This window comes from Caldovatus sediminis (assembly GCF_014644455.1).
GTDB lineage: Bacteria > Pseudomonadota > Alphaproteobacteria > Acetobacterales > Acetobacteraceae > Caldovatus > Caldovatus sediminis.
In genome coordinates this window covers 74,130-100,096 of the sequence record NZ_BMKS01000015.1, presented here as the reverse complement: position 1 = coordinate 100,096, position 25,967 = coordinate 74,130, and the positions used below count along the sequence as shown (strand labels likewise).

The 25,967-nt window shown below is 75.6% G+C and carries 27 protein-coding genes and 1 pseudogene; 9 read left to right on the top strand and 19 right to left on the bottom strand.

Annotated elements, in window-relative coordinates; genetic code table 11:
* Positions 1 to 81: 81 nt before the first annotated feature.
* Positions 82 to 1,131 (bottom strand): heat-inducible transcriptional repressor HrcA, encoded by a 1,050-nt coding sequence (gene hrcA / locus IEX99_RS18745; RefSeq protein WP_188903123.1) that lies wholly within the window; start codon positions 1,129 to 1,131, stop codon positions 82 to 84.
* A 131-nt stretch (positions 1,132 to 1,262) separates the two neighbouring features.
* Positions 1,263 to 1,814 carry a GNAT family N-acetyltransferase gene (locus IEX99_RS18740; protein ID WP_188903104.1) on the bottom strand — a complete coding sequence of 184 codons (552 nt, stop codon included), beginning with the start codon at positions 1,812 to 1,814 and terminating at the stop codon, positions 1,263 to 1,265.
* Between the two features lie 396 nt (positions 1,815 to 2,210).
* Between IEX99_RS18740 and rph the strand changes: the two genes are divergently transcribed.
* Entirely contained in the window at positions 2,211 to 2,930 is a 720-nt protein-coding gene (gene rph, locus IEX99_RS18735) for a ribonuclease PH (protein ID WP_188903103.1), read from the top strand.
* A gap of 1 nt (position 2,931) precedes the next feature.
* Positions 2,932 to 3,600, top strand: coding sequence for a non-canonical purine NTP pyrophosphatase (locus IEX99_RS18730; protein ID WP_188903101.1), 669 nt, complete (start codon positions 2,932 to 2,934; stop codon positions 3,598 to 3,600).
* Here IEX99_RS18730 and IEX99_RS18725 read toward each other — a convergent pair.
* A complete protein-coding gene (locus IEX99_RS18725; protein ID WP_188903099.1) occupies positions 3,597 to 4,646 on the bottom strand; it encodes a Bug family tripartite tricarboxylate transporter substrate binding protein in 1,050 nt (349 codons plus the stop codon). The genes IEX99_RS18730 and IEX99_RS18725 overlap by 4 nt on opposite strands.
* Positions 4,647 to 4,925: 279 nt before the next feature.
* Here IEX99_RS18725 and IEX99_RS18720 point away from each other — a divergent pair, with 279 nt between their 5' ends.
* The 3 genes from IEX99_RS18720 (at position 4,926) to IEX99_RS18710 (ending at position 8,560) form a co-directional block, all read left to right on the top strand.
* On the top strand, positions 4,926 to 6,260 hold the full coding sequence (locus IEX99_RS18720) for a CAP domain-containing protein (protein WP_188903097.1): 1,335 nt from the start codon (positions 4,926 to 4,928) through the stop codon (positions 6,258 to 6,260).
* A gap of 634 nt (positions 6,261 to 6,894) precedes the next feature.
* Positions 6,895 to 7,899: a Bug family tripartite tricarboxylate transporter substrate binding protein gene (locus IEX99_RS18715; protein WP_188903095.1), complete on the top strand. Its 1,005-nt coding sequence runs from the start codon at positions 6,895 to 6,897 to the stop codon at positions 7,897 to 7,899.
* Between the two features lie 325 nt (positions 7,900 to 8,224).
* Positions 8,225 to 8,560: a hypothetical protein gene (locus IEX99_RS18710; RefSeq protein ID WP_188903093.1), complete on the top strand. Its 336-nt coding sequence runs from the start codon at positions 8,225 to 8,227 to the stop codon at positions 8,558 to 8,560.
* 163 nt (positions 8,561 to 8,723) lie between these two features.
* On the opposite strand, the gene IEX99_RS18705 is transcribed toward IEX99_RS18710, so the two are convergent.
* The 3 genes from IEX99_RS18705 to IEX99_RS18695 form a co-directional block, all read right to left on the bottom strand.
* A complete protein-coding gene (locus IEX99_RS18705; protein WP_188903091.1) occupies positions 8,724 to 9,062 on the bottom strand; it encodes an HU family DNA-binding protein in 339 nt (112 codons plus the stop codon).
* A gap of 154 nt (positions 9,063 to 9,216) precedes the next feature.
* Positions 9,217 to 9,597 carry a rhodanese-like domain-containing protein gene (locus IEX99_RS18700; RefSeq protein WP_188903090.1) on the bottom strand — a complete coding sequence of 127 codons (381 nt, stop codon included), beginning with the start codon at positions 9,595 to 9,597 and terminating at the stop codon, positions 9,217 to 9,219.
* 131 nt (positions 9,598 to 9,728) lie between these two features.
* The gene (locus IEX99_RS18695; protein ID WP_188903088.1) at positions 9,729 to 10,235 is read right to left on the bottom strand and encodes a YbaK/EbsC family protein; all 507 of its coding nucleotides are present in this window, start codon (positions 10,233 to 10,235) and stop codon (positions 9,729 to 9,731) included.
* A gap of 20 nt (positions 10,236 to 10,255) precedes the next feature.
* On the opposite strand from IEX99_RS18695, the gene hemW reads away from it, so the two are divergent.
* Positions 10,256 to 11,416 carry a radical SAM family heme chaperone HemW gene (hemW, locus tag IEX99_RS18690; protein ID WP_188903086.1) on the top strand — a complete coding sequence of 387 codons (1,161 nt, stop codon included), beginning with the start codon at positions 10,256 to 10,258 and terminating at the stop codon, positions 11,414 to 11,416.
* Positions 11,413 to 12,114, top strand: a complete 702-nt coding sequence (locus IEX99_RS18685) for a hypothetical protein (protein WP_188903084.1) — start codon at positions 11,413 to 11,415, stop codon at positions 12,112 to 12,114. Before hemW ends, IEX99_RS18685 begins: the two co-directional genes overlap by 4 nt.
* Positions 12,115 to 12,557: 443 nt before the next feature.
* On the opposite strand, the gene leuD is transcribed toward IEX99_RS18685, so the two are convergent.
* Both leuD and leuC read right to left on the bottom strand, forming a co-directional pair.
* Complete coding sequence (gene leuD, locus IEX99_RS18680) at positions 12,558 to 13,190, bottom strand: 3-isopropylmalate dehydratase small subunit (RefSeq protein WP_188903082.1); 633 nt, start codon at positions 13,188 to 13,190, stop codon at positions 12,558 to 12,560.
* Between the two features lie 5 nt (positions 13,191 to 13,195).
* Positions 13,196 to 14,599: a 3-isopropylmalate dehydratase large subunit gene (gene leuC, locus IEX99_RS18675; RefSeq protein WP_188903080.1), complete on the bottom strand. Its 1,404-nt coding sequence runs from the start codon at positions 14,597 to 14,599 to the stop codon at positions 13,196 to 13,198.
* 184 nt (positions 14,600 to 14,783) lie between these two features.
* On the opposite strand from leuC, the gene IEX99_RS18670 reads away from it, so the two are divergent.
* On the top strand, positions 14,784 to 15,158 hold the full coding sequence (locus IEX99_RS18670; RefSeq protein ID WP_188903078.1) for a DOPA 4,5-dioxygenase family protein: 375 nt from the start codon (positions 14,784 to 14,786) through the stop codon (positions 15,156 to 15,158).
* Positions 15,159 to 15,188: 30 nt separating this feature from the next.
* Here IEX99_RS18670 and IEX99_RS18665 read toward each other — a convergent pair whose 3' ends face one another.
* Both IEX99_RS18665 and IEX99_RS18660 read right to left on the bottom strand, forming a co-directional pair.
* Positions 15,189 to 15,719 carry a gamma carbonic anhydrase family protein gene (locus IEX99_RS18665; RefSeq protein WP_188903076.1) on the bottom strand — a complete coding sequence of 177 codons (531 nt, stop codon included), beginning with the start codon at positions 15,717 to 15,719 and terminating at the stop codon, positions 15,189 to 15,191.
* A gap of 36 nt (positions 15,720 to 15,755) precedes the next feature.
* Positions 15,756 to 16,946 carry a CaiB/BaiF CoA transferase family protein gene (locus tag IEX99_RS18660; protein ID WP_188903074.1) on the bottom strand — a complete coding sequence of 397 codons (1,191 nt, stop codon included), beginning with the start codon at positions 16,944 to 16,946 and terminating at the stop codon, positions 15,756 to 15,758.
* A 136-nt stretch (positions 16,947 to 17,082) separates the two neighbouring features.
* Between IEX99_RS18660 and IEX99_RS18655 the strand changes: the two genes are divergently transcribed.
* Positions 17,083 to 18,033 carry a 3-hydroxyacyl-CoA dehydrogenase family protein gene (locus tag IEX99_RS18655; protein ID WP_229678138.1) on the top strand — a complete coding sequence of 317 codons (951 nt, stop codon included), beginning with the start codon at positions 17,083 to 17,085 and terminating at the stop codon, positions 18,031 to 18,033.
* A 15-nt stretch (positions 18,034 to 18,048) separates the two neighbouring features.
* Here the strand turns inward: IEX99_RS18655 and dapE are convergent, their stop codons facing one another.
* From dapE to rpmH, 9 genes and pseudogenes are all read right to left on the bottom strand, one after another.
* The gene (gene dapE / locus IEX99_RS18650) at positions 18,049 to 19,176 is read right to left on the bottom strand and encodes a succinyl-diaminopimelate desuccinylase (RefSeq protein ID WP_188903072.1); all 1,128 of its coding nucleotides are present in this window, start codon (positions 19,174 to 19,176) and stop codon (positions 18,049 to 18,051) included.
* Positions 19,177 to 19,183: 7 nt separating this feature from the next.
* On the bottom strand, positions 19,184 to 20,020 hold the full coding sequence (dapD, locus tag IEX99_RS18645; RefSeq protein ID WP_188903070.1) for a 2,3,4,5-tetrahydropyridine-2,6-dicarboxylate N-succinyltransferase: 837 nt from the start codon (positions 20,018 to 20,020) through the stop codon (positions 19,184 to 19,186).
* A gap of 120 nt (positions 20,021 to 20,140) precedes the next feature.
* Entirely contained in the window at positions 20,141 to 21,025 is an 885-nt protein-coding gene (argB, locus tag IEX99_RS18640) for an acetylglutamate kinase (protein ID WP_188903068.1), read from the bottom strand.
* Between the two features lie 82 nt (positions 21,026 to 21,107).
* Positions 21,108 to 22,109, bottom strand: a complete 1,002-nt coding sequence (locus IEX99_RS18635) for a hypothetical protein (RefSeq protein ID WP_188903067.1) — start codon at positions 22,107 to 22,109, stop codon at positions 21,108 to 21,110.
* A 108-nt stretch (positions 22,110 to 22,217) separates the two neighbouring features.
* Positions 22,218 to 22,931, bottom strand: coding sequence for a ribosome biogenesis GTP-binding protein YihA/YsxC (gene yihA, locus IEX99_RS18630; protein ID WP_373285231.1), 714 nt, complete (start codon positions 22,929 to 22,931; stop codon positions 22,218 to 22,220).
* Positions 22,928 to 24,775 (bottom strand): membrane protein insertase YidC, encoded by a 1,848-nt coding sequence (yidC, locus tag IEX99_RS18625; protein ID WP_188903065.1) that lies wholly within the window; start codon positions 24,773 to 24,775, stop codon positions 22,928 to 22,930. Before yidC ends, yihA begins: the two co-directional genes overlap by 4 nt.
* Before the next feature lie 13 nt (positions 24,776 to 24,788).
* The gene (yidD, locus tag IEX99_RS18620; RefSeq protein ID WP_188903063.1) at positions 24,789 to 25,094 is read right to left on the bottom strand and encodes a membrane protein insertion efficiency factor YidD; all 306 of its coding nucleotides are present in this window, start codon (positions 25,092 to 25,094) and stop codon (positions 24,789 to 24,791) included.
* 125 nt (positions 25,095 to 25,219) lie between these two features.
* Positions 25,220 to 25,567: pseudogene (rnpA, locus tag IEX99_RS22575) on the bottom strand (ribonuclease P protein component); the annotation flags it as partial.
* A gap of 152 nt (positions 25,568 to 25,719) precedes the next feature.
* Positions 25,720 to 25,854 (bottom strand): 50S ribosomal protein L34, encoded by a 135-nt coding sequence (rpmH, locus tag IEX99_RS18610; RefSeq protein WP_188903061.1) that lies wholly within the window; start codon positions 25,852 to 25,854, stop codon positions 25,720 to 25,722.
* Between the last annotated feature and the right edge of the window lie 113 nt (positions 25,855 to 25,967).

Sequence of the window (25,967 nt, the reverse complement as noted above, 5' to 3'; positions counted from 1 at the left end):
GCTCCGGGTCGGTGGTCGTTGGCCTCGCAACCGCAGCCTCCCAACTCAGCCCCGGAGGGACAACCTCCTTGGCAGCGACAGCTAGCCGAGCAGCCTGCCGATCACCCGCGCCGTGTAGTCCACGACCGGGATGATGCGCCCGTAATTGATCCGGGTCGGCCCGATCACGCCGATCGCGCCGACGATGCGCTCCTGCCCGGTGCGGAAGGGCGCGACGATCATCGAGAGGCCGGCGGAGTCGAACAGCCCGCTCTCGGCGCCGATGAAGATCTGCACCCCCTCGGCGCGCTGCGCTAGGTCGAGCAGGCGCAGCATCGTCTCCTGCGTCTCCAGGCGCTCGAACAGCATCTGGATCTCCTGCAGCTTCGCGAGCTGGTCCACGTTCTGCAGGAGCCGCGCCTGGCCGCGCAGGATCAGGATCCCGCCGCCGCCGCCCGACCAGGTGGCGAGACCGGCAGCGATCACCTGCTGCGTCAGCTCGTCGAGCGCGCTGCGGTTCGCCGCGATCTCCTCCTCGATCGCGAGCCTCGCCTCGTCCAGCGTGCGGCCGGCGAGGCGGGCGTTCAGGTAGTTCGAGGCCTGGATCAGCGCGCTCGGCGGCAGGCCGGGCGGCACCTCGACGACCCGGTTCTCCACCTGGCCGTCGCCGGTGACCAGCACCACGAGCGCGCGGCCCGGCCCGAGGCCGACGAACTCGATGTGGCGCACCGGCGCGGCGTCGCTCTTCGGCGCCACCACCAGCCCCGCCGCGCCGGCGAGGCCCGAGAGCATCTGCCCCGCCTCGGCCAGCGTCTCCTGCACCGAGCGGCCGGAGGCGGCGCAGCGCGCCGCGATCTCCGCCCGCTCCTCCTCGGAGAGGTCGCCGAACTCGAGCAGCCCGTCCACGAACAGGCGGAGGCCGCGCTCGGTCGGCAGCCGGCCGGCGGAGGTGTGCGGGGCGAAGAGCAGCCCCGCCTCTTCGAGGTCCGCCATCACGTTGCGGATCGTCGCCGGCGAGAGGTTCAGCGGCAGCCGGCGCGAAAGCGTGCGCGAGCCCACCGGCTCCCCGGTCTGCACGTAGGTTTCCACCAGTTCGCGCAGCACGGCGGCGGAACGCGTGTCGAGCACGGGGCGCCGGTCGTGCCCCGGCATCTCGCCGCGGCGGGCCGCGCGTTCGGACGCGGCCACCGGCCCGGGGCGCGGCGGTCGGATCTGCGGGCCCATGGTTCCGGTGAAGTCCCTGGAATGCCTGACAAAAATCCTAGGGAGCCGGGGCCGCAACGTCAACGGCCCGGCCCGCCCGGCCCGGCGAGGGCGCGCAGGTCGCGCCAGGCGAAGGCCACCTCGGGCGCGCCGCCGAGCTCCGGGTTCTCGCGCGCCCCCACCAGCGTGCCGCCGAGCTCGGTGTAGAAGGCGCGCGCCGCGAGGTTGGCGCGCAGCACCCACAGGCTCGCGGCATCGAAGCCGTGGCCGAGCAGGCACGCCGCCATCCCGCGCATCAGGGCGCGGCCGATCCCGGCGCGCTGCGCGCGGCGCAGCACGTAGAGCGCGTGGAACTCGCCCGGGAAGGGCAGCGCCGTCCCGCGTTGCGGGCCGCAGGCGCCGAAGGCCACAAGCGGGCCGCCGGGCCCCTCCTCGGCGACGAGCACGGCGGAGTCGGGGGGCGGCGCCTCGAGCCGGGGGCGCCAGAGCGCCTCGCGGGCGGCCTGGTCCTGCGCCGCGATCACCGCCTCGGGCAGCAGCCCGCGGAAGGTCTCGCGCCAGGCGGCGACGTGCACCGTCGCGATGCTCGCGCAGTCCTCGGGGCGGGCGGGCCGGATCTCGGCAGCGGACATGCGACACAACCTAGCACGGCGGGCGCGCGCGCGCGGTAGCCGGGACGGGCCGCTGCCCGCCGCGGCGCCGACGCGGCCGGAAGGATCCGGCCCGGGACGGGCGAATGGACGGCGGCAGGGGCGACGCATCGTCCCGAGGAGGCGACCACGAACCCTGCGGCCATGCAGCGTGCCGAGCGTGCCGTCCTCGCCGCGGAGGGGCATGCCTTCGGCCCGTCCCGGGATCTCGGCGGGGCGCGCCGTTCTCTCCGGGGCGCGGCCGCGAATCAGACGCCACGCGGGGCCGCCGGCGGGAGCGGATCCTTGGGCCGCCTCGCCGACCCGCCCGGACCGCTGGACGCACCGCCCGCCGCGCGTGTAGGAGCCGCGCCTCCCCGCCGAACGAGGTTCCCGTTCATGCGTCCCTCCGGCCGCGCCCCCGACCAGCTCCGCCCCGTCATCCTCGAGCCCGGCATCGCCCGCCACGCCGAGGGCTCCTGCCTGATCCGCATCGGCCACACCGAGGTCCTCTGCACCGCCTCGGTCGAGGGCAAGGTGCCGCCCTTCCTGCGCAACACGGGGCAGGGCTGGGTCACCGCCGAATACGGCATGCTGCCGCGCTCCACCCACACCCGCACCGACCGCGAGGCGGCGCGCGGCCGCCAGTCCGGCCGCACCCAGGAGATCCAGCGCCTGATCGGCCGCGCGCTGCGGGGCGTCACCGACCTCAAGGCGATGGGCGAGATGACGGTGACGCTCGACTGCGACGTGCTGACCGCCGACGGCGGCACGCGCTGCGCCGCGATCACCGGCGCCTGGGTGGCGCTGCACCTCGCCTTCGAGCGCTGCCGGCGGATGAACATCCTCGCCGCCAACCCGCTGCGCGACCAGGTCGCCGCCGTCTCCTGCGGGATGTTCGAGGGCGTGCCGGTGCTCGACCTCGACTACGACGAGGACAGCAAGGCGGGGGCGGACGCGAACTTCGTGCTCACCGGCCAGGGCGGCATCGTCGAGGTGCAGGGCACCGCCGAAGGCGCCCCGTTCAGCGAGGGCGATCTCGCCGCGCTGCTCGCGCTGGCGCGCAAGGGCGCGGCGGAGCTGTTCGCGCGGCAGCGCGTCGCGGCGGGGCTCGGCTGAGATGGCAGCGGCACCGCGGCGGCTCGCGCGCGGCGAGCGCATCGTCGTCGCCACCCACAACGCCGGCAAGCTGCGCGAGGTCGCCGCCCTGCTCGCGCCCTGCGGGATCGAGGCGGTGGGGGCGGCCGAGCTCGGCCTGCCCGAGCCGGCGGAAACCGAGGACAGCTTCCTCGGCAACGCCCGCATCAAGGCGCTCGCCGCCGCGCGCGCCTCGGGCCTGCCGGCGCTGGCGGACGATTCCGGCTTCTCCGTCGCCGCGCTCGGCGGCGCGCCCGGCGTGCGCACCGCCGACTGGGCGGTGCAGCCGGACGGCCGCCGCGACTACGCCAAGGCCATGGCGCGGGTCGCCGAGCGCGCCGCCGCCACCGGCAGCCCCGACCGCCGCGCCTGGTTCACCTGCGCCCTCGTCCTCGCCTGGCCGGACGGCCACGCGGAAGGGTTCGAGGGGCGGGTGGAGGGCCACTGGGTCTGGCCCCCGCGCGGCACGCGCGGCTTCGGCTACGACCCCATGTTCGTCCCCGACGGCCACGCGGAGACCTTCGGCGAGATGGACCCCGAGGCGAAGCACGCCATCAGCCACCGTGCCCGCGCCTTCGCCCGCCTCGCCGCCGCCTGCCTCCCGGCGCCGGACTGGGGGGCGCGCGACGGCGCCGCCGCGCCGCGCCGCTAGCCGAGGCGGATGTTCGCCTCGCGGATCACCCGCGTCACCAGCTCGCGCTGGCGTTCGAGGAAGCCGGCGAACTCCTCCGGCGTGCTGCCGACCATCTCGGCGCCGAGCGGCTCCAGCCGCGCGCGCACGGCGGGATCGCGTGCCGCGTCGCCGACCGCCGCGCCCATCCGCGCCACGATCGGCGCCGGCACGCCGGAGGCGGCGAACAGGCCCATCCAGTCGTTCATCTCGAAGCCCGGCAGCAGCCGCTCGGCGATCGCCGGGGCGTCCGGATAGGCGCCGACACGCTGCGCGCTGGTCACCGCCAGCACCCGCGCCCGGCCCGCCTGCACGATCGGACGGATCGTGGAGGTGGTGATCAGCACCGCGTCGAGGTTGCCCGCCCCGACGTCGCGCGCGGCGTCGGTCGCCTGGCGGTAGGGCGCGTGGGTCATGCGGAAGCCGAGTTCGCGCATCAGCACCTCGCCCGCCATGTGCGCCATGCCGGCCGCCGGCGGCGTGCCGTAGGTGATGCGGCCCGGATTGGCGCGGGCGTAGGCGACGAACTCCTCGATGGTCGCCGCGGGGAAGTCCCGCCGCACCGCGATGACCTGGGCGAAGTACACGAGCTGCGAGACCGGAACGAAGCTCGCCCGGTAGTCGAAGGGCAGATCGCTGAGGAGCAGCGGGTTGATGAGCTGCTGCGCCGCGTCCACGAGGAAGGTGTAGCCGTCGCGCGGCGACTGCAGCGTCGCGCTGCCGGCGATGACCGAATTGCCGCCGGTCCGGTTCTCGACGACGATCTGCTGGCCGAGCGTCTCGCTCATCCGCGCGCCGAAGGCGCGGGTCGCGGTGTCGGCCGCGCCGCCCGGGCCGAAGGCGACGATGATGCGCACCGGCCGCGTGGGCCAGACGCCGCCGTCCCCGGCCGCGGCCCGGCTCGGCTGCGCCGAGGCCCCCCGGACGCCGCCGAGCATGGCGGCGGCCGCGGCGGGTGCCGCGAGGCCACCGATCGCCGCGCGGCGCGTGACGCCCCGGGCGCCGCCGCTGGTGTATTTGCCCTGCATGGTCTTTCCTCCCCGCGCGGCATGGGCCTGGTCGAGGCGGGTCGGCAGGGCCGCGCGACTCGCGCGGCATGATGCCGGAGTTCCCGGTCCGCCGCCACTCGCCCCGATGCGGCGCGCCGCGCATCCGGGCGCAGGCCGGAACGGATCGGGCGGACGGGCGGCTTGGCTTCGCCCGCCAGGAGATCGTATCCACAATTCTTATAAACTTTCTGCCATATCCCCGCCAATTTCGCGAAACAGCCTCCCCGTTCCACGCGCAACACGGGGAAGACCCAGGGCATGGCCGAACCGACCGCCTACGAGCAGTACATCCTCGAGCTGATCAACCGCGCGCGGCTCGACCCCGCCGCCGAGGCCGCCCGGCTCGGGATCGACCTGAACCAGGGCCTCGCGTCCGGCACCATCTCCACCGACCCCAAGCAGCCCCTCGCCTTCAACCCCTACCTGATCGACGCCGCCCGCGGGCACAGCGAGTGGATGCTCGCCACCGACACCTTCTCCCACACCGGCGCCGGCGGCAGCACGCCGGTCCAGCGCATGGCGGCCGCCGGCTACGAGTTCACCGGGAGCTGGGCCGCCGGCGAGAACATCGCCATCCGCTACGGCTCCGGCACCGCGATCTCCGCCGGCACCGCGCTGGCGCTGCACGACCAGCTCTTCCTGAGCCCGGGGCACCGGGCGAACCTGCTCGATCCGCGCTGGCGGGAAGCCGGCATCGGCCTCGCCGAGGGCGATTACAAGGGCTGGGCCGCGGCGGACGTCACCGAGAACTTCGCCCGCTCCGGCACCCAGTACTTCCTGCTCGGCGTCGCCTTCGACGACAAGGACGGCGACAACTTCTACGACCCCGGCGAGGGCCTCGGCGGCGTGACGGTGACCATCGCCCCTGCCGCCGGCGGCACCCCCACCGTGCTGACCACCTGGTCGGCCGGCGGGTGGCAGACCCCGCTCGCCGCCGGGACCTACACGGTGACCTTCTCGGGCGGCGGCCTGCCGGAGACGGTCAGCCGCAGCGTCACTATGGGCAGCCAGAACCAGAAGCTCGACCTCAACATCGACACCATCGAGGGCGGCGGCGGGGGACCGGCCGCCGGCGAGCTGATCGTCGGCACCGCCGCCGCGGAGTCGCTCCGCGGCGGCACCGGCGAGGACACGATCCGGGGCCAGGGCGGCAGCGACACGCTGTTCGGCGGCGTGCGCGGCGACCTGCTGGAAGGCGGCGGCGGCAACGACGTGCTCTACGGCCAGGGCGGCAGGGACACGCTGGTGGGCGGCGACGGCGCCGACCGGCTGGTCGGCGGCCCCGGCGCGGACTCGCTGATCGGCGGCGCCGGACCCGACCGGTTCGTGCTCCGGCACATGGCCGATCGCGGCGACCGCATCGCCGACTTCAACGCGGCCGACGGCGACCGCCTGGTGCTGACCGGCATCCTCGGCGCCTTCGGCAGCACCTATGCGGAACTGGCCGGGAGCGGCCATGTGCGCCTCACCGAGCACGCCGCCGGGGTGCGCGTGTGGGTGGACGAGGACGGCGGCGGCGATTCCTGGGTGGCGCTGGCGCTGCTCGAGAACGCCACGGTCGCCGGGCTCGGCACGGACTTCCTCATCGCCTGAGCGGGAAGCGCGGCGCCCGCCGGCCTCGACGCGGCGGGCGCCAGCCCCCCGGTGTCGCCGCCCCCTTCGGCCTCGGCCCCGCGACGGAAGGCAGACGACGCGGTACGGGCGGCGCTGTTCCTCGACTTCGACAACGTCTTCTCGCGCCTGCCGCGGCAGGAGGTCGAGGCCGCCGCCTTCGTGCGCGACCCGGTGCGCTGGAGCGCGGCGCCGACCGCCCCGCGGAGCTCGGCGAGCCGCCGCCGCGCCGGCTTTACCGGGAGCTCGGCTCCATCCCGACGGTCCTCGGGCCGCGGCTCGCCCGCGCCTTCGACGCCCCGGCGCGGGAGCTGCCGATCGCCAGCCCGACCTCCTCGGAGATCCGCCGCCGGATCAGCGAGGCGGCGCGGGCGGGAGTGGCCGCCGCGGAACCGGACGGGGCGCCGCCATCCCCCGCGATGCGGGATTTCGGCCCGGCCGAGGACGACCCCGCCGAGGCGGAGCCGGACGCGCCGGACCTCGAACGGGACGCCGGGCCCTCCGCCGCGGCCGGCCCTCGCGAACCGCCGCGCGCCAGCGGCAGGGGCAGCGGTCCCTTGTCCTGCCGGCGTGCTCCGTGTCTCCTCTCCGCTCCGGCAGCAACGAGGGACGATCCATGATCCGAACCGGAAGGCGCGGGCTGCTCGCCGTCGGCGCATCGGCGCTCGCCGGCACCGCCCTTGGCGCGCGGCAGGGGCAGGCGCAGGGAGCCGGCGGCAACAGGGGGGCCTTCCCGACCCGCCCGGTGACCATCGTCGTGCCCTTCCCGCCCGGCGGCTCGACCGACGTCACGGCGCGCATCATGGCCGAGCTCATGGCGCCGCGCCTCGGCCAGCCCGTCCTCGTCGAGAACCGCCCCGGCGCGCAGACGATCATCGCCGCCGAGCACGTCGCCCGCGCCGCGCCGGACGGGCACACGCTGCTGATGCCCTCCGGCACGACGCTCACCATCAACCCGCTGATCGGCCGCAACCTTCCCTACAGGCCGGAGGACTTCGCGCCGATCGCCCTGGTCGCGACGCTCCCCTTCGCCCTCGTCGTGCGCCAGGGCATGCCGGCGACGGTGGAGGAGTTCGTCGCCCTCGCCCGCGCTCGTCCCGGTGCCATCAACTACGGCCACAACGGGCGCGGCAGCTTCAACCACATCGTCGGCGCGATGATCGAGGAGAAGCTCGGCATCCGCATGCAGGACATCCCCTATCGCGGCGACGCGGCGCAGACGCAGGACCTGCTCGGCGGCACGCTCGACGCGATGGTGGTGGGCGGCGCCTCCGGGCTCGCGGCGCATCGCACGGGCCGCGCGCGCATCCTCGCCTGGACCGCGGAGCGGCGCCTGCCCGGCCTGCCGGACCAGCCCGTCTTCGCCGAGACGCATCCCGATCTGGTCGCGCAGACCTGGTTCGGCCTGCTCGCCCCCGCGCGCACGCCGCAGGCGGCGATCGCCAGGCTGAGCGAGGCGGCCCAGGTCGCGCTGCAGGACGGCTCCCTGCGCGAGCGCCTGCTCGCCGAGGGGATCGTCAGCGCCGCGCCCGCGGGGCCCGAGGCGTTCGCCGAGTTCCTGCGCACCGAGGCCGCGCGCTGGGCGCCGCTGCTGCAAAGGCTGGACATCCGGCTCAACTGATCGCCGGGCGCGGCCCTCCGCCGCGCGGAAGGCACGATACCTCCGCGGCCGGGCCGCCGTGGCGCCGGGGCGCGCCGCCCGGCCGACCGGCCGCGGCCCCCGATGCGCCACGGCAACGGGACGCTCACGCGGGGTTTGCCGTCCGTCCGGCCTCCGCTTCGCGTCCGGCGTGTTGGACCCGGCGGGCCCGGACCGGTCCGGGCCCGCGCGGGGGTGCTGCAGGCGGATGGCGGATCGAGGCCCGGGAGACCGACGACGGCCGACCCTCGCGCGGCCGCGCCACCCCGCCAGGGCCGAATTCGGCGCCGTCCTCGCGCGGACGGCCATGACACCGGAAAGCCTCGCGCGCCTGCTGCGCCGCCGCGGCTGGCACGTCCCCGCGCCCGTGGCGCGCGCCTGGGCGGCGGGCAGCGCGGCGCGGCGGCCTCCCCCGCCCGAGCTGCTCGCCTGGCTGCGGAGGCTGGCGGTGCAGCTGCGACGCGATCCGCTCCCCCGCCTCGATCCGGCCGCGGCCCGCGACGCGGGCGGGCAGCCGCCGCGCGTGCTGGTGGACTGGCTGCGCCGGCTCGCGGCCTACCACCTGCGCAACCCGCCGCCGCCACCGCCCGGGGAATGGCGCGCCGCGGCCGTGATCGCCCCGCCGCGGGGCCGCCCGCACTGACGCGCGTCCGGCGGGCGGCGGACGTCTCGTGCCGGCGGATCGGTCGCCGCCCGATGCCGCGCCCGCGCATGCGGCCCGCCGCCCACGCGGCGAAGCCGGTCGGGCCGGAGGTTCGCGCCCGGCGTCCGGGGCGTGGCCGGCGGGGCGACGCCGGCCGCCATCGTCAGATCGCGTCCCTGAGCTCCTTCGCCGGCCGGAAGGCGATCGTGCGGCTCGCCGCGATCTGGATCGGCTCGCCGGTCGCAGGGTTGCGCCCGGTGCGCGCGGGGCGGTCCCGCACCTGGAAGACGCCGAGTCCGCTGATGCGGACCTTCGCGCCGGCCTTGAGGTGGTCGGTGAAGGCGGTGACGAAGTCGTTGAGGATCGCCTCGACCTGGCGCCGCGGCAAGTCATGGTCCTCGGCCAGCGCCGCGGCCATCTGCCGCAGCCCGACCGCCGTCCCGGCGGCGCCGCTCCGCGCGCCCGCCGCCGCAGTCCCGGCTTCCTTTTCCTCCTGTGCCATCTTCGCGTCCTCTTGCGGTCTGTCGCGCCGCCAACGCAACCACGCCGGCGACGGATCAACAAGCGTCGCGACCCCGCGCGCGCGATGGAATTCCCGTGCCGCTCCGGGTTCGGAGGCTTCGCGCGCCCGCCGCCGGCAGGCGCGACGCCGGCGCTCAGCCCTGCTCCACCGCGCCGCCGGCCGCCGCCCAGTCCTTGAAGCCGCCGAGGTTGCGCACGTCCGCGTAGCCCATGTCCTTGAGCGTCTTGCCGGCGAGCGCGGCGCGGCCGCCGGAGGCGCAGTAGGTGATCACCGTCTTGGCGCGGTCGAACGCCGCCTCGTGCAGCGGGCTCTCGGGATCGGCGCGGAACTCCAGCAGCCCGCGCGGGATGGTCAGCGCGCCCGGCACCTTGCCCGAGGCCGCGACCTCCGGCGGTTCCCGGAGGTCCACGAACACCACGCGCGGATCCCCGTGCAGCGCCTTCGCCTCCTCCGCGCTGATGCGCGGCACGGCGGCCTCGGCGGCGGCGAGCATCTCCTTGACGGTCGTCGGCATGTCGGCGGTCTCTCCGCTGTGGATGCGCCCGTCCGCCGGCCGGCGTCGGCCGGCGGCGGTGCGGGGCCGGTCAACCTAGACGGGCGGTCCCGGAGCCGCCAGGGCCCCCGGCGTTGCGCCCCCGCGCGGCGTCAGCCCTCCCGCACCGCGGCGCGGACGCCGCCGCTGATGCGCAGCAGCTCGGCCGGCGTCGTCTCGAACACGTGCGTCGGGGAGCCGGCCGCCGCCCATACCCGCTCGAAGGCGAACAGGTCCTGGTCCACCAGCACGATCGGCGGCGCGAGGTGCCCGACCGGCGCGACGCCGCCGATCGCGAAGCCCGTCGTGTCCCGCACCCATCCGCCGTCGGCGCGCTTCACCGGCTGCCCGATCGCCCGCGCGACCTTCGCCATGTCCACCCGGTTCGCGCCGGAGGCGATCACCAGCACCGCGCGCGGCACGGCGCCGGCGCGAAAGACGATGGACTTGGCGATCCGCGCCAGGTCGCAGCCCACCGCCGCCGCCGCCTCCGCGGCGCTGCGCGTGCCCGCCGGGAAGGCGCGGATCGTGTCCGGATGGCCCGCGGCGAGCAGCGCCGCGCGCACCCGCTCGACCGAGCCGCCGGCCGCGCCCCGCCGCTCGACGCCCGCCCCGCCCACGCCCCATATCCTCCGTCGCGATGGAACCCCTGGCGCTCTACATCCACTGGCCGTTCTGCGCTGCCAAGTGTCCCTACTGCGACTTCAACTCGCACGTCCGCGAGCGCATCGAGCAGGCCCGCTTCCGCGCGGCATTGCGCCGCGAACTCGCCTTCGAGGCGGCGCGCACCGGCCGGCGCCCGCTGGTCTCGATCTTCTTCGGCGGCGGCACGCCGAGCCTCATGGAGCCGGAAACCGCCGCCGCGCTGATCGAGGACGCCCGCGCCGCCTTCGACGCCGCGCCGGACATCGAGATCACGCTCGAGGCCAACCCGACCAGCGTGGAGACCGGCAGGCTCGCGGCCTTCCGCGAGGCCGGCGTGAACCGCCTCTCGCTCGGCGTGCAGTCGCTGGAGGAGGCGGCGCTGCGCTTCCTCGGCCGCCGCCACGACGCGGCGCAGGCGGTCGCGGCGCTGGAGGCGGCGCGGGCGCTGTTCCCGCGCCTCTCCTTCGACCTGATCTACGCCCGCCCCGGCCAGGCGGAGGGGTCCTGGCGCGCCGAGCTGCGCCGCGCGCTCGCGCTCGCCGCCGACCACCTCTCGCTCTACCAGCTCACCATCGAGCCGGGGACGCGGTTCGCGACGCTGCACGCCCGCGGCGAATTCGCGCTGCCGGAAGGCGAAGAGGCCGCGCGCCTCTACCTCGCCACCACCGAGGAGGCCGCCCGTTTCGGCCTGCGCCCCTACGAGGTGAGCAACTACGCGAGACCCGGCGCCGAGAGCCGCCACAACCTGCAGTACTGGCGCTACGGCGACTACCTCGGCATCGGCCCCGGCGCGCACCAGCGCGTCACCCGCGGCGCCGACGGCGCGCTGCTCGCCGCGCGCCGCCACCGCGCGCCGGAGGAATGGGCCGCGCGCGTCGGGCGCGACGGCCACGCGATCGCCGAGGAGACGCCCCTCGCGCCGATCGAGCGCGCGCGCGAGGCGCTGCTGATGGGGCTGCGCCTCGCGGAAGGCGTGGACCCCGCGCGCGTCGAGGCGCGCAGCGGCGGCCTGCCCTTCGCGGAGGCGGTGGATTCCTCCATGCTCGCGGCGCTGATCGAGGAGGGGTATCTGGCATGGACCGACGACCGCCGCCTCGTCGCGACGCCGGAGGGCAGGCTCAGGCTGGACGCGCTGCTGCCGGCACTGCTGCGGTGACCGCGCCGCTCGCCACGCGCACCCAGGTCCTCGCCCACTACCGGCCGCTGCGCGGCGCGATCCGGCGCGTGCTGCGCGGCGCGCCGCTCATTTGCACCGAGGCGGAGGTCACCCGCGCCGCCTGGCTGCTCGGCCTCGATCCCGCGGATCCGAGGGCGGAACCCGACGCGGCGATCGAGATGCTCGCCGACCTGTCCCTGTTCGACCCCGACGCCAGCGGCCGCCGCGCGATCGACCGCTTCGCCGCCGCCCGCGGCGCCCGCGGCCCGGCGACGCGCGAGGACCGGGCCCTCGCGCGGCGCATGGCGCAGACCGCCCGCTTCTCGGTCTTCCACATCGCGGCGCGCCACAGGGCCGCAGGGCTGTGGCTCGAGGACATGCTCGACGGCGGCCGCCGCCTCTGGCTGGTGGACGAGGCGCTGGAGACGCAGCGGCCCGGGCTCACGCATCTCGCGATGCGGATCTTCGACGCCGGCCCCTACCATTGCGGCTTCGGCATCGTCGCCGCGCTCGACGCGGCGCAGGCCGCCGCCTGCGTGCTGGAGCAGCAGATGACGGGCGAGCCGCCCTTCGGCCCGCGCTTCGCCGCGGCGCTCTACGCCGCGATGCTCACCCGCACGACGCCGGAACGGGCCACGCGGCCGCCGCGCGCCCTCGGCGCGCCGCGTCCGGGCCGCCGCCGACCGGGGACCGGCTGATGCCGGTGGCGGCCGGCCGCGCGGCGTCGCGGTCGGCGCCCCCGCGCCAGGTCACGACGCCGGACCGCATCGTCTCGACATGGCCACGCGCGCGGTGCGGCAGCCGCCGTCCGCCCGCCGGCGGGTCGGCCAGCAGCACCGGCCGCTTCAGCGCCGGCGTGCCGCGGTCGTGCGGCCCGGGGCCGTCCCCGCCGCGTCGGGAGCCGGCGCGCCGGCTCCGGCAGCGCGGCGTTCCGTCGGACGGGGCGGGGGAAGGGGAGCAGCCCGCTCGCAGCCGGGAAGCCCGGCGTGACACGCTCGCCGCGGGCGTCGGCCGTCTCCGCCCCGCGCCGGGCGAGGCCGCGCCCGGCCGCGGCGACTCTGCCGCCCGTCGCGGTGCCGCCGCGGACGGCGGGATCGGCCGCGCCTCTCCCTCTCCGCGCCTCTCCCGGTCGGCGATGCCGCTATCCCGCCCGCGCCGCGCCGTGCCGGAACAGCCACGGCCGGCGCGCGCGGTAGCCCCGCTCGAAGGCCGCGATCGCCGGCTCGTGGCGCAGCGTCACGCCGATCTCGTCCAGCCCGTGCAGCAGGCGCCGCTTGCGGGCCGGCTCGATCTCGAAGGGCAGCTCCCGCCCGTCCGGGCCGGTGACGCACTGCCGCTCCAGGTCCACCGTGATCCTCGCGCCGGGCTGCGCGTGGAGCTGGCCGCGCAGCGCCGCGACGTTCGGCTCGTCGAGCCGCACCAGCAAGAGCCCGCCCTTGACCGAGTTCTCCCAGAAGATGTCGCCGAAGCTGATGGCGATGACGCAGCGGATGCCGCCGTCCACCAGCGCCCACACCGCCTGCTCGCGGCTCGACCCGCCGCCGAAATTCCGGTCGGCGACGAGGATGCGCGCGCCGCGGTAGGGCGCCCGGTTGAGCACGAATTCCGGCCGCTCCGCGCCCGGCGCCGAGAAGCGCAGGTCGTGGAACAGCACGTCGGCGTAGCCCTCCCTGCGCGGGCGGCGCAGGAAGCGCGCCGGCGCGATCTGGTCGGTGTCCACGTTCGGCGCGTCGAGCGGCGCGGCGACGGCGGTGAGGGTGGTGAAGGGCTCCATCGCGCTCAGCCTCCGGTCAGCTCGCGCACGTCGGCGATGCGGCCGCGCAGCGCCGCCGCCGCGGCCATGGCCGGGCTCATCAGGTGGGTGCGGCTGCCCCTGCCCTGGCGGCCGCGGAAGTTGCGGTTCGAGGTCGAGGCGCAGCGCCTGCCCGCCCCCACCAGGTCGCCGTTCATGCCGACGCACATGGAGCAGCCGGATTCGCGCCACTCGAACCCGGCTTCCCTGAAGATGCGGTCCAGCCCCTCCGCCTCGGCCTGGCGCTTCACCAGGGTCGAGCCCGGCGAGACCATCGCCGGCACCACCGCCCTGCCGCGCCGCGCGACGGCGGCGGCGGCGCGCAGGTCCTCGATCCGCCCGTTGGTGCAGGAGCCGATGAACACCTGGTCCACCGCGATGTCGGTCAGCCGCTGGCCGGGCGCGAGGCCCATGTATTCCAGCGTCTCGCGCCAGGCCGCGCGCTGCACCTCGGAGGCGGCGTCGGCGGGGTCGGGGACGCGGCCCGTCACCGGCAGCGCGTCCTCCGGGCTGTTGCCCCAGGTCACCATCGGCTCGAGCGCCGTCGCGTCCAGCGCCACCTCCGCGTCGAAGCGCGCGCCGGGGTCGGTCGGCAGGGTCCGCCAGTGGGCGAGCGCCGCCTCCCAGTCGGCGCCCTGCGGCGCGAAGGGGCGGCCCTCGAGATAGGCGAAGGTCTTCTCGTCCGGCGCCACCATGCCGGCGCGCGCGCCGGCCTCGATGGACATGTTGCAGACCGTCATCCGCTCCTCGACCGACATCGCGCGGATGGTCGAGCCGGCGTACTCGATCACGTGCCCCGCGCCGCCGTTCGCGCCGATCCGTGCGATGACGGCGAGGATCACGTCCTTCGCCGTCACCGCCGCGGGCCGCTCGCCGTCCACGGTGATGCGCATGGTCCGCGGCCGCCTGCGCCAGAGCGTCTGCGTCGCCAGCACATGCGCCACCTCGGAGGCGCCGATGCCGAAGGCGAGCGCGCCGAGCGCCCCGTGCGTCGAGGTGTGGCTGTCGCCGCAGACGAGGATCAGGCCCGGCTGCGTCACGCCCTGCTCCGGCCCCACCACGTGCACGATGCCCTGGCGCGGGTCGTCGAGGCCGAACAGGGTGAAGCCGTACTTCGCCGCGTTGAGCGGCAGCGCCTCCACCACGCGGCGCTGCGCCGGATCGGCGATGTCCTCGACGCGGCGGCTGATGGTCGGCACGCCGTGGTCCGGCGTGGCGAAGGTCTGGTCCGGGCGGCGCAGCGTCAGGCCGCGCTCCTCGATCGCGGAGAAGGCGTGGTAGGAGCCGTCATGGGCGAGGTGCCGGCCGACCAGCAGGAGGCACTGGCCGTCCTCCTCCAGGATCAGGTGGTCGTCCCAGATCTTCTCCAGCAGCGTCCTCGGTCCAGCCATCGCCTCTCCCCCGCCCCGCGCGCATCCGGAGCCGCCGTCGCCGGATCACGGCCCGCCACAGCCTGTCGCGCGCCGACCATAGCCCCCGGCGCCGCGCCGCAACAAGGCGCGGCGCGGCCGTCCCCGGCGCCGGTCAACGCCGCGCTTGCGGCGCCGGCCCCCGGCGCGCGAGGATCGCCCGGCCATGAGCGCCATCCCGCCCGAGACCGTCACCGGCTACCACGCGCACGTCTATTACGACCCCGCCACGACGCGCGCGCAGGCCGCGCGGCTGCGCGCCGAGGTCGAGGCGCGCTTCCCCGCCGCGCTCCTCGGCCGCTGGCACGACGCGCCGGTCGGGCCGCATCCCGCCGCCATGTTCCAGATCGCCTTCCCGGTCGAGCTGTTCGCCACGCTCGTCCCCTGGCTGATGCTGAACCGGCGCGGCCTGACCGTGCTGGTGCATCCGGAGACGGACGCGCCGCGCGCCGACCACCTCGACCGCGCGCTCTGGATGGGCCAGGTGCTGCCGCTCGACGCGAGCGTCCTGCCGGAGTGGCGCGGAACGCGGGATCCCTGACCCGCGCCGGCCGCCCCGGCGCGCCCCAGCTCAGCCGATGCGGCGCAGCCCGGCGGCGAAGCGGCGCCAGTTGTTCACGTAGAACTCCGCCGAGACGCGGATGATCTCGCGGATCTTCGCGTCCACCTCGCGCACCGCCTTGGCCGGCGCGCCGACGATCAGCGAGTTGTCGGGGAATTCCTTCCCTTCCGTCACCAGCGCGTTGGCGCCGACCAGGCAATTGCGCCCGATCCGCGCGCCGTTCAGCACCGTCGCCCCCATGCCGATCAGCGAATCGTCGCCGATGGTGCAGCCGTGCAGGATGGCGTGGTGGCCGACGGTGACGCCGGCGCCGATGCGCAGCGGGAAGCCCGGATCGGTGTGCATCATCACGCCCTCCTGCACGTTGGAGCGCGCGCCGATCTCGATCGGCTCGTTGTCCCCGCGCAGCACGGCGCCGAACCAGATCCCGACCTCGTCGCCGAGCGCGACGCGGCCGATCACGTGCGCGTCCGGCGCCACCCAGAAGCGTCCCGCCTCGGGCAGGACGGGCACGCGGTCGTCCAGGGCGTAGATCGGCATCGCTTGCCTCCTTCTCCGTCTCGTCATGCCGCCCGGCTAGGCCACCGCGCCGAGCCCGCGCAGCCGCGCGATCTCCTCCTCGGTGTAGCCGAGCCCCGCCAGCACCTCCGCCGTGTGCTGGCCGAGCAGCGGCGCGGTGCGCGGCGCCGGGCCGGAGCCGCCGCCGAACACCAGCGGCTTGCCGAGGCCGCGGTAGCGGCCGACCTTCGGATGCTCGTACTCCGCCACCATGCCCTCGGCGACCGCCTGGGGGTGGTCGAACATGTCCTCGATGGCGCGCACCGCGGCGCAGGGCACGCGCTCGCCGAACAGCGCCTCCCATTCGAGCGCGGTGCGCGCCCGCAGCGCCTCGCGCAGCCGCGGCACGATCTCGCCGGCGCGCTGCGCGCGCTTGCGGATGGTGTCGTAGCGCGGGTCCTCCGCCAGCTCCGGCAGGCCGACCAGCTCGCACAGCGCCCTCCAGAAATGCGCCGAGTTGGCCTGGAGGTAGAGCACCCCCTCCTTCGTCGGATGCAGCCCCGTGATCCCGCCGGAGCGCATGTCGCGCCCGATCGCGCGCGGCTCGCCCTCGGCCCAGACGAAGCGCCCCGCCTGCAGGGTCAGCGCGCTGCGCATCAGCGAGACGCCGACCCGCTCGCCCGCGCCGGTCCGCTCGCGCCGGTACAGCGCCGCCGCCACCGCGTAGGCCAGCATCGCCGCGCTGTAGTAGTCCACCACCGAGCCCGCGACGATCTCCGGCTGCCCGCGCGGCTCCCCCTGGAAGACGCAGATGCCGGTCATGGCCTGCAGCACCTGGTCGAAGCCGGCCTTGTCCTTCAGCGGGCCGCTCTCGCCGTAGCCGGTCAGCGCGCACCAGATCAGGCGCGGATTGATCGCGCGCAGCCGCTCGTAGCCGATGCCGAGGCGGTCGGGGACGGAGGGGCGGAAATTGTGCACCAGCACGTCCGCGCGCTCCACCATCCGGTGCAGCACCGCGAGGCCCTCGGGCCGCTTGAGGTCGAGCACCACCCCGCGCTTGCCGCGGTTGGCGCCGAGGAACATCCGGCTCTCCGCCTCCAGGGTCGAGGGGTACTGCCGCATCAGGTCGCCCTGCGGCGCCTCGATCTTGATCACCTCGGCGCCGAGATCGGCGAGCAGCGCGCAGCCATGGGGTCCCGCGAGGTAGGAGCTGAGATCGAGCACCCTCACGCCGCCCAGCGGCCCCGTCGCCTCGCCCTCCGCCCTCATCGCCCGCCTTCCGCGCTGCCCGCTCCGATGAACCGCCGCCCGGGGCGCGCCGTCAAGCCGCGCCACCCCTCGCCCTCGCCGCGCCGAGACGCCAGAATGCCGCGCCAGGACCAACGGCGGGCGGAGCGCGGCAGGCATGGCGGCAGGCATGGCGGAGGGGACGGAAGCCGAGGGGGCGAACCATGCGGTGGTCGTCGGCCAGGGGCTGATGGGCTGCGACATCGCCGCGATCTTCCTCGCCGGCGGCTGGCGCGTCACCGGGGTGGAGCCGAACCGCGCCGCCTGGCCCGGCTGCCTCGACCGGGTGCGCTCCTCGCTCGCCCAGCTCGGCGCCGATCCGGAGCGGGTCGAGCACCTGTTCCTCGTCGCCGCGCTCGGGGAGGTGGGCTTCGCCGACGCCGCCTGCGTGGTCGAGGCGGTGCCGGAGGACCTCGACCTCAAGCGCCGCGTCTTCGCCGAGCTGGACCGCCTGGTGCCGCCCGGGGTGCCGATCGGCTCCAACTCCTCGGCCCTGCGCATCACCGACATCGCCGAGGGCTGCGCCACGCGGTCGCGCATGGCCAACCTGCACTTCTTCCTCCCCGCGCATCTCGTCCCCGGCGTCGAGGTGGTGCGCGGCGCGCACACCGATCCCGAGACCTGCGACCGCCTCGCCGCGATCATGGCCGAACTCGGCCGCAAGCCGATCCGCGTCGCGCGCGACGTGCCGGGCTTCCTCGCCAACCGCATCCAGCACGCGCTGATGCGCGAGGCCTTCGCCGTCATTGACCAGGGCCTCGCCACCGCCGAGGACGTGGACGCCGCCGTGCGCTACGCCTTCGGCTTCCGCTACGTCGCCGCCGGCCCGATCCTGCAGAAGGAGCTGGCCGGGCTCGAGACCCAGCTCGCCGCCGCCCGCGCCATCTACCCCACGCTCTGCAACGACACCGAGCCGAGCCCGACGCTCAAGCGGCTGGTCGCCGAGGGCAGGCTCGGCACCAAGAGCGGGGAGGGATTCCGCCCCTGGCCGCCGGAGGTCGCGGCGCGCGAGCGCGAGCGCTACGAGCGCGTGCTGCTCGAAGCGGCGCGGCTGCTGCGCGAGGCGTAGCCGGCGGCGCGCGCCTCAGCCGAGCGCCTCCTCGATCACCGCCCGGTAGAGCGCGGCGAGCGCGCGCAGCTCCGCCACCGGCGTGCACTCGTCCACCTTGTGCATCGTGGTCCCGACGGCGCCGAGCTCCGCCACCGGGCAGTAGCGGGCGATGAAGCGCGCATCCGAGGTGCCGCCGCCCGTGTCGAGCGCCGGCTCCCCGCCGGTGGCGCGCCGCACCGCGCGCTTCAGCGCCTCCACGAACGGTCCGGGCCGGGTCAGGAACGCCTCGCCCGAGACCGAGACATCGAGGTCGAACCTTGCCCCCTCCGCCTCCAGCGCCGCGCGCAGCATGCGCGCGAGCGATTCGCCGGTGTGGCGGTCGTTGAAGCGGATGTTGAGCCGCGCCCGCGCCGCCGCCGGGATGACGTTGGTCGCCGCGTTGCCGACATCCACGCTGGTCACCTGCAGCGAGGACGGCTCGAACCACTCCGTCCCCTGGTCGAGCGGCCGCGCGATCAGCCCGTGCAGCACGCGCAGGAGGCGATGCACCGGGTTGTCCGCCCGCTGCGGGTAGGCGACGTGGCCCTGCACGCCGTGCAGCGTGATCGCCGCGTTCAGGCTGCCGCGCCGGCCGATCTTGATCACGTCGCCGAGCCGCGCGCGCGAGGTCGGCTCGCCGACCAGGCACATGTCGGGGACCTGGCCGTGCGCGGCCATCCACTCCAGCACGCGCGCCGTGCCGTCCACCGCCGGCCCCTCCTCGTCGCCCGTGATCAGCAGGCTGAGGCTGCCCGGCGCCCCCGGCCGCGCGGCGAGGCGGTCCGCGACCGCCGCGACGAAGGCGGCGATCGCGCCCTTCATGTCGGTCGCGCCGCGGCCGTAGAGCACCCCGTCGCGCACCTCGCCGCCGAAGGGATCGGCCGTCCACGCCCCGGCGTCGCCCGCCGGCACCACATCGGTGTGCCCGGCGAAGCAGAGATGCGGCCCGCCCGCGCCGCGCCGCGCGAACAGGTTCTCGATCGCGCCGAAGCGCAGCCGGTGGCAGGCGAAGCCGAGCGGGGCGAGCGCCGCCTCCAACACCGCCATCGCCCCGTCGTCCGCCGGCGTGACGGAGCGGCAGCGGATCAGCGCCTGCGCCAGCGGCAGCGGATCGGTCGCCACGGCGGCGTCAGTCGCGCAGCAGCTCGTTGATCGAGGTCTTGGCGCGCGTCTGCGCGTCCACCCGCTTGACGATCACCGCGCAGTAGAGGCTCGGCCCCGGCGACCCGTCCGGCAGCGGCTTCCCGGGCAGGGTGCCCGGCACCACCACCGAATAGGCCGGCACGCGCCCGACGAACACCTCCCCCGTCGCGCGGTCCACGATCTTCGTCGAGGCGCCGAGGAAGACGCCCATCGAGAGCACGCTGCCGCGCTCGACCACCACGCCCTCGGCGACCTCGCTGCGCGCGCCGATGAAGCAGTCGTCCTCGATGACCACCGGGTTGGCCTGCAGCGGCTCCAGCACGCCGCCGATGCCGACGCCGCCCGAGAGGTGGCAGTTCCTCCCGATCTGCGCGCAGGAGCCGACGGTCGCCCAGGTGTCCACCATCGTCCCCTCGGCCACATGGGCGCCGATGTTCACGAAGGAAGGCATCAGCACCACGTTGCGGCCGATGAAGGCGCCGCGGCGCACCACCGCGCCGGGCACGGCGCGGAAGCCGGCCTCGCGGAAGCGGTTCTCGCCCCAGCCCTGGAACTTCAGCGGCACCTTGTCGTAGGCCCCGGCCGCGGTCGCCATCGGCACCGAGTCGGCGAGGCGGAAGGAGAGCAGCACCGCCTGCTTGAGCCACTGGTTGACCTTCCAGCCGCCGCTGCCGTCCGGCTCCGCCACCCGCGCCCGGCCGGAATCGAGCAGCTCGATCGCGGCCTCGACCGCCGCGCGGTCCTCCCCGCGGGTGGCCGGCGAGATCTGGTCGCGGCGCGCCCAGAGCGCCTCGATGCGGGTCTGAAGGCTGGCGGTGTCCATCGTGGCGGCGTCCCGTCGTGCGAGCGTGGAGGTGCCGGCCCGGCTGTCGCGGCGGCGGCGCGGACGATGCATGCGGCCGCCGGCCTGTCAACGCCGCCGGCCGGCCGGCGGCGCGGCGGCTCAGGGCCGGATCAGCGTGCCCGCCCCGGCGTCGGTGAACAGCTCCAGCAGCACCGCGTGCGGCACGCGCCCGTCCAGGATCACGGCGCCCCGCACGCCGCGCTCGATGGCGTAGATGCAGGTCTCGACCTTCGGGATCATGCCGCCGGAGATCCAGCCCGCGGCGATCCCGGCGCGCACCTCGGCCACCGTCATCTCCGGCACCAGCGCCCCGTCCCGGCCGAGCACGCCGGGCACGTCGGTCAGCAGCAGCAGCCGCTCCGCCTTGAGCGCGCCGGCGATCGCGCCGGCGGCGGTGTCGGCGTTGATGTTGTAGGTCTGCCCGTCCTCGCCGACGCCGACCGGCGCCACCACGGGGACGATGTCGGCGCCGATCATCAGCTCCAGCACGCGCGTGTCCACCCGCTCCGGCTCGCCGACGAAGCCGAGGTCGAGCGCCTGCTCGGCGCCGTTCTCCGGGTCGCGCACGGTGCGCGTCAGCCTGCGGGCGCGGATCAGCCCGCCGTCCTTGCCCGAGATGCCGACGGCGATCGCCCCGGCGCGGGTGATCGCCTCGGCGATCTGCTTGTTCACCGGTCCGGCGAGGACCATCTCGACCACGTCGAGCATCTCGGCGTCGGTGACGCGCAGGCCCTGGACGAAGGTGGACTTGACGCCGAGGCGCTTGAGCATGGCGTTGATCTGCGGCCCGCCGCCGTGCACCACCACGGGCTTGACGCCGACCTGCTCCAGCAGGGCGATGTCGCGGCCGAAGCGGAGCGCGGTCTCCTCCTCGCCCATGGCGTGGCCGCCGTACTTCACCACCACGATCTGGTCGTCGTAGCGCTTGAGGAACGGGAGGGCGCCGGCCAGCATCGCCACCTGGTCGCGCGCGGAATCGGTCATCGGCGTGGCGTCCTTCCCCCGAGGGTCGCGCGCGGCGTCTAGGCGCCACGCCCGGCGGGGTCAAGCGCCCGGCCGGGCGCGGTCAGGGGAGGATCAGCGGGATCTCGCGCACCGTGCCCGGGGCGACCGAGAAGGGCTGCTCGTACCAGCGGCCGTCGGCCAGCACGCGGACGACGTAGGCGCCGCCGGGCAGCACGAAGCGCGCCCGCGGCGCCGCGCTCTCGGCGAGGGGCGCGTCGGCGACCGGCCGATCCTGCCGCGGCCGCTCGAACAGCTGCCAGTGCACGCCGAGCAGCGGCCGCCCGCCGCGCAGCGAGACCAGCGTGATGTCGGCCGCGCGCAACGCGATCCGCGGCTGCGTCAGGGCGCCGGGGGCGACGCGCGCCACCGTCTCCGCCTGCACCTGGCCGGTCTCGAAGCGCAGCCGATAATGCCCCGGCGCGAGGTGGAAGACCGGCTGGCGCGCCGTGGTGGAGACCACGACGGCGCCGGCCCGCCGCTCCGGCACCGACTCGACGATGACCGTCCAGAGGCCCTCGAGCGGCGGGGAGCCGGCGACCAGGCCGGCGACCGGACGCAGCGTGCCGGCGTTGAGGACGACGCGGCGGACCTCCTGCGGGGCCGGCGCGTCGGCCGCCACCTCGAACCGCTCCACCGCCTGCACCGCGCCGTAGGTGACGCGCGCCTCGTACCGGCCGGGGCCGAGATGCAGCGTGGGCCGCGCCTGGTTGGGGCTGGAGAAGACGGTCCGCGCGGGGTCGCCGAGGGCGACGACGGACCAAGCCGCCGGCACGGAGGGCCCCGCGGCGGTGGCGACCGCGTCGAGCGTCAGCGCCATCCGCGGAACCGGCACGGCGCCGCCGGTGCTGGCGTGACCGGGCCCGGCGCCCCGCGGAGCGGGGCGGAACGAAGCCGGGACCGCCCCGCCGGCGGCAGGGATGCCGGCGACCGGCCGTGCCGTCGCGGGGTCCGCCGTGCCGCGGTCCAGGGTCGCCTCGACGGACATCGGCGCCAGTATCAGCGGCACCGCCAGCCCCAGCGGGGCGAACAGCCCAGCGATTCGTCGCAGCAGGGGATCGCGCATGGCGGGGGTCCAGGCGTCGGGAGAGAGAACCAAATCCTCGATCGAAAGGAATGTTTTTTCAACATCGGAACGGTTGAAATTCCCGTGCGACGGCTTCGCCGTCGCGACTCACCCCGGCGCCGGTCCGGCGAGCGCGGCGAGTTCCGCGCGCAGCGTCTCGATGCCCTCTCCGCTGCGGCTGCTGGTCACGATCACCAGCGGATGCCCCGCGGTGTGGGACCGCGCCAGCGTCTCCGCCTCCCGCACGCGCCGGGCCAGCGCCGCCGACCGCACCGCGTCGGCCTTGGTCAGCACGATCTGGAAGGCGACGGCGGCCCTGTCCAGCAGGTCCATCACGGCGCGGTCGGACGGTTTGGTCTCGATCCGCGCGTCGAGGAGCAGCAGCACCCGGCGCAGGCTCGGCCGGCCGCGCAGGAAGTCGAACATCAGCCCCTGCCAGTCGGCCTTGATGTCCTTCGGCGCCTGGGCGTAGCCGTAGCCCGGCATGTCCACGAGGACGAGGCGTCCCTCGCCCGGCGGGCCCTCGATCTCGAAGAAGTTGAGCTGGCGCGTCCGCCCCGGCGTGTTGGAGACGCGCGCGAGCGTCGCCTGCCCGGTCAGGGCGTTGACCAGGCTCGACTTGCCGACGTTCGAGCGGCCGCAGAATGCCACCTCCGGCCCGCGCGGCGGGGGCAGCTGGTCGAGGCGCTGGGCGGCGAAGAAGAAGCGGCAGGGCCGGGCGAAGAGGCGGCGCCCGGCCTCGACCAGCGCGGCGCGCTCGGCCTCGTCGCGCGCCTCGAGCAGGCCGCCGGCGGGGAGCGTTCGGGCGCCGGGCGTGCTCACACCCGCGCGTCTTCCTTCTTCCGCCTCTCCTTCTCCTCGGCGGGCCCGGGCGCGAGTGCCGGGGGGCCGGCCTTCTTCGCCGCCGCCGCCGCGGCGCGGTCGTGGCGCATGATGTACCACTGCTGGGCGATGGAGAGCAGGTTGTTCCAGGCCCAGTAGATGATCAGCCCGGCCGGGAAGCTCGCCAGCATGAAGGTGAAGAGCACCGGCATCCACTGGAAGATCTTGGCCTGGATCGGGTCGGGCGGCTGCGGGTTCAGCCGCATCTGCAGCCACATCGTCAGGCCCATGATGATGGCCCAGGCCGGCAGGTGGAAGAAGGACGGCGGGTCGTAGGGCAGCAGCCCGAACAGGTTGAACAGGTTGGTCGGGTCGGGCCCCGAGAGGTCGCGGATCCAGCCGAAGAAGGGCTGGTGGCGCATCTCGATGGTGACGAACAGCACCTTGTAGAGCGCGAAGAAGACCGGGATCTGGATCAGGATGGGCAGGCATCCGGAGGCCGGGTTCACCTTCTCCGACCGGTAGAGCGCCATCATCTCGGCCTGCGCCTTGGCCGGGTCGTCCTTGTAGCGGTCCCGGATCTCCTGCATCTTCGGCGCCAGGATCTTCATCCGCGCCATGCTGTGGTAGGCCTTGTTGGCCAGCGGGAAGAAGGCGATCTTGATCAGCAGGGTGAAGACGAGGATCGCCAGCCCGAAGGGCGCGCCGGAGCCGAGCGCCTGGAACTGCTGCGCGATCCAGTGGAGCGCGTAGAAGAACGGCTTGGTCAGGAAGTAGAACCAGCCGAAGTCGATCGCCTTGTCGAAGTCGGTGATGCCCAGCCGGTCGCGGTAGGCATCGAGCAGCGTCACCTCCTTCGCCCCGGCGAAGAGGCGGGTGGCGAGCTGCGCGATCGCGCCCGGCGCCACGGTCTGCGCGCCGGCGGGCACGAGGTCGACCTGCCAGCGGTCGTGGCCGCCGTCGGGGACGTAGCGGTAGGCGAAGCGCGCGGTGAAGCCCTGATCCGCCGGAGCGAGCGCGGCCAGCCAGTACTTGTCCGTGATGCCGGCCCAGCCGCCGCGCGACTGCTGCTCGAACGCCGGACCGCCGCCGCGCTTCTGCGCCTCGCTCCGGGCGTCGGAATAGGTCCACTCGTGCAGCCGGCCGTCCATCACGCCGGTGAAGCCCTCGTGCAGGATGAAGAAGCCCTGCGTCGGCGGCGTCGCCTCGCGGCGGACGCGCGCCCAGGGCAGGACCTGCACCGGCTCGCCGGCCCCGTTCCGCACCCGCTGCTCGGCGGTGAACATGTAGTTCTCGTCCACCTCGAGGACGATCTCGAACACCTGCCCCTGGCCGTTGTCCCAGGAGAGCGTGACCGGCCTGCCGGGCGCGAGCGGGCCGCCCGAGGCCCGCCAGTCGCTGTCGCCGTCGGGCACGCGCGTGCGGCCGTCGGCCGCGGTCCACCCCCATTGCGCGAAATAGGGCTGCGGCCCGCCGCGCGGCGCGAAGAGTCGCACCAGCGGGGAGTCCCGCTCCACCGTCTCGCGGTAGTCCTTCAGCACCAGGCTGTCGAGCATGGCGCCGCGGAGGGTGATGCTGCCCTCCAGGCGCGGCGCCTCGATGCGCAGGCTCTGCGCGGGGGGGCGGGCGAGCACGCCGACCGCAGGCGGGCTCTCCTGGTAGCCCGGCAGCGCAGGACCGAGCGGGCCGGGCGGCACGGGGACGGCCTCCGGAGTCCGCTGCGGGGCGGTGGCCTCGGCGGGCGGGCGCGGCGGCGGAGGCGGCGGCGGGGCGATGTAGACCTGGAAGATCAGCAGGATGCCGATCGAGATCGCGATCGCCGCGAAGAGGCGCTTCTGGTCCATGGTCGGGGTCTGCTCAGCCTTTCGGCGAGGAACGGTCGGCCGCGGCCGGAGGAGCCGCGGCGGCGGCCCTTCGGGGCGGAACCGGATCCCAGCCGCCGGGATGCCAGGGGTTGCAGCGGAGGATGCGGCGCGCGGTCATGGCGCTGCCGCGCAGCGCCCCGTGCAGGGCGAGCGCCTCCAGGGCGTAGTCGCTGCAGTGCGGATGGAACCGGCAGTTCGCGCCGATCAGCGGACGCAGCGTGTACTGGTAGGTCCGCACCGCTCCGCGCAGCAGGCGCGCGGGCAGGGTGGGCGCGGGGGCGGAAACGGTCGCGGTCATGGCGCGGGCGCCTCCGGCACGGCCGGCGCCGCACGCGCCGCGGGGCGCGCGCCTCCGGCGGGCGGCGGCGATGCCGGGTGGTCGGACGGTGCGGCCGCCGGCCGCGGCGGCGCGCCCGACCAGGCGCCGAGCTGGCGCAGCGCGCCCTCGAGATCGGCCCGCAGATCCTGGAAGCCGCGCCGCGCCGTGCCCTCGCGGCCGATCAGCACCAGGTCCCAGCCGCGGGCGGCCTCGGGGTGCTCCCGGAAGGTCAGCCGCGCGGCCTCCTTCAGGCGGCGGCGGACGCGGTTGCGCAGCACCGCGCCACCGACCTTCCTGGTGACGGTGAAGCCCAGCCGTGGCGGCGGCGCGCCGGAGCCCGCGGGCGCCGCGGCGGGCATCGCCTGCAGCACCAGGCCCGGGCGGGCGACGCGCCTGCCGCGCGCGGCGACGCGCAGGAATTCGCCTCGCCGCTTCAGGCGCGCCGGCGCCAGCGCCGGCGCCGCGCGGGGCGACGTCGGCGGGGACGGCTCGGACACGGCGGCGGGACCTCGGGGCGAAGGTTGACGGGCGGCGGGAGGGCCGGAGGCGGCGAACGGGCGTGCCGGCCGCCGCGCGCCGCGCCGACCCGGCACGCCCTGCGGGCTCAGGCGGACAGGCGCTTGCGGCCCTTGGCGCGGCGATTGGCCAGCACCTTGCGGCCGGCCGCCGTCGCCATGCGGGCGCGGAAGCCGTGGCGGCGCTTCCGGACAAGCTTCGAGGGCTGGTAGGTACGCTTCACGGCGGATCTCCCGAGGGCATCCAGGCCGGACCAAACCGGCGCGGCCGGCGGCGCGCCCTTCGGGCCGCCCCGGCAGAGGCGCGCTCCTATAGGGAGGCCACAGGCGGCGCGTC

Excerpts from the sequence above, each read along its gene's own strand:
- hrcA (WP_188903123.1), bottom strand. The coding sequence starts at position 1,131 with ATGCCGGGGCACGACCGGCGCCCCGTGCTCGACACGCGTTCCGCCGCC.
- IEX99_RS18740 (WP_188903104.1), bottom strand. The coding sequence starts at position 1,814 with ATGTCCGCTGCCGAGATCCGGCCCGCCCGCCCCGAGGACTGCGCGAGC.
- rph (WP_188903103.1), top strand. The coding sequence starts at position 2,211 with ATGCGTCCCTCCGGCCGCGCCCCCGACCAGCTCCGCCCCGTCATCCTC.
- IEX99_RS18730 (WP_188903101.1), top strand. The coding sequence starts at position 2,932 with ATGGCAGCGGCACCGCGGCGGCTCGCGCGCGGCGAGCGCATCGTCGTC.
- IEX99_RS18725 (WP_188903099.1), bottom strand. The coding sequence starts at position 4,646 with ATGCAGGGCAAATACACCAGCGGCGGCGCCCGGGGCGTCACGCGCCGC.
- IEX99_RS18720 (WP_188903097.1), top strand. The coding sequence starts at position 4,926 with ATGGCCGAACCGACCGCCTACGAGCAGTACATCCTCGAGCTGATCAAC.
- IEX99_RS18715 (WP_188903095.1), top strand. The coding sequence starts at position 6,895 with ATGATCCGAACCGGAAGGCGCGGGCTGCTCGCCGTCGGCGCATCGGCG.
- IEX99_RS18710 (WP_188903093.1), top strand. The coding sequence starts at position 8,225 with ATGACACCGGAAAGCCTCGCGCGCCTGCTGCGCCGCCGCGGCTGGCAC.
- IEX99_RS18705 (WP_188903091.1), bottom strand. The coding sequence starts at position 9,062 with ATGGCACAGGAGGAAAAGGAAGCCGGGACTGCGGCGGCGGGCGCGCGG.
- IEX99_RS18700 (WP_188903090.1), bottom strand. The coding sequence starts at position 9,597 with ATGCCGACGACCGTCAAGGAGATGCTCGCCGCCGCCGAGGCCGCCGTG.
- hemW (WP_188903086.1), top strand. The coding sequence starts at position 10,256 with ATGGAACCCCTGGCGCTCTACATCCACTGGCCGTTCTGCGCTGCCAAG.
- leuD (WP_188903082.1), bottom strand. The coding sequence starts at position 13,190 with ATGGAGCCCTTCACCACCCTCACCGCCGTCGCCGCGCCGCTCGACGCG.
- leuC (WP_188903080.1), bottom strand. The coding sequence starts at position 14,599 with ATGGCTGGACCGAGGACGCTGCTGGAGAAGATCTGGGACGACCACCTG.
- IEX99_RS18670 (WP_188903078.1), top strand. The coding sequence starts at position 14,784 with ATGAGCGCCATCCCGCCCGAGACCGTCACCGGCTACCACGCGCACGTC.
- IEX99_RS18665 (WP_188903076.1), bottom strand. The coding sequence starts at position 15,719 with ATGCCGATCTACGCCCTGGACGACCGCGTGCCCGTCCTGCCCGAGGCG.
- IEX99_RS18660 (WP_188903074.1), bottom strand. The coding sequence starts at position 16,946 with ATGAGGGCGGAGGGCGAGGCGACGGGGCCGCTGGGCGGCGTGAGGGTG.
- IEX99_RS18655 (WP_229678138.1), top strand. The coding sequence starts at position 17,083 with ATGGCGGCAGGCATGGCGGAGGGGACGGAAGCCGAGGGGGCGAACCAT.
- dapD (WP_188903070.1), bottom strand. The coding sequence starts at position 20,020 with ATGGACACCGCCAGCCTTCAGACCCGCATCGAGGCGCTCTGGGCGCGC.
- argB (WP_188903068.1), bottom strand. The coding sequence starts at position 21,025 with ATGACCGATTCCGCGCGCGACCAGGTGGCGATGCTGGCCGGCGCCCTC.
- IEX99_RS18635 (WP_188903067.1), bottom strand. The coding sequence starts at position 22,109 with ATGCGCGATCCCCTGCTGCGACGAATCGCTGGGCTGTTCGCCCCGCTG.
- yidC (WP_188903065.1), bottom strand. The coding sequence starts at position 24,775 with ATGGACCAGAAGCGCCTCTTCGCGGCGATCGCGATCTCGATCGGCATC.
- yidD (WP_188903063.1), bottom strand. The coding sequence starts at position 25,094 with ATGACCGCGACCGTTTCCGCCCCCGCGCCCACCCTGCCCGCGCGCCTG.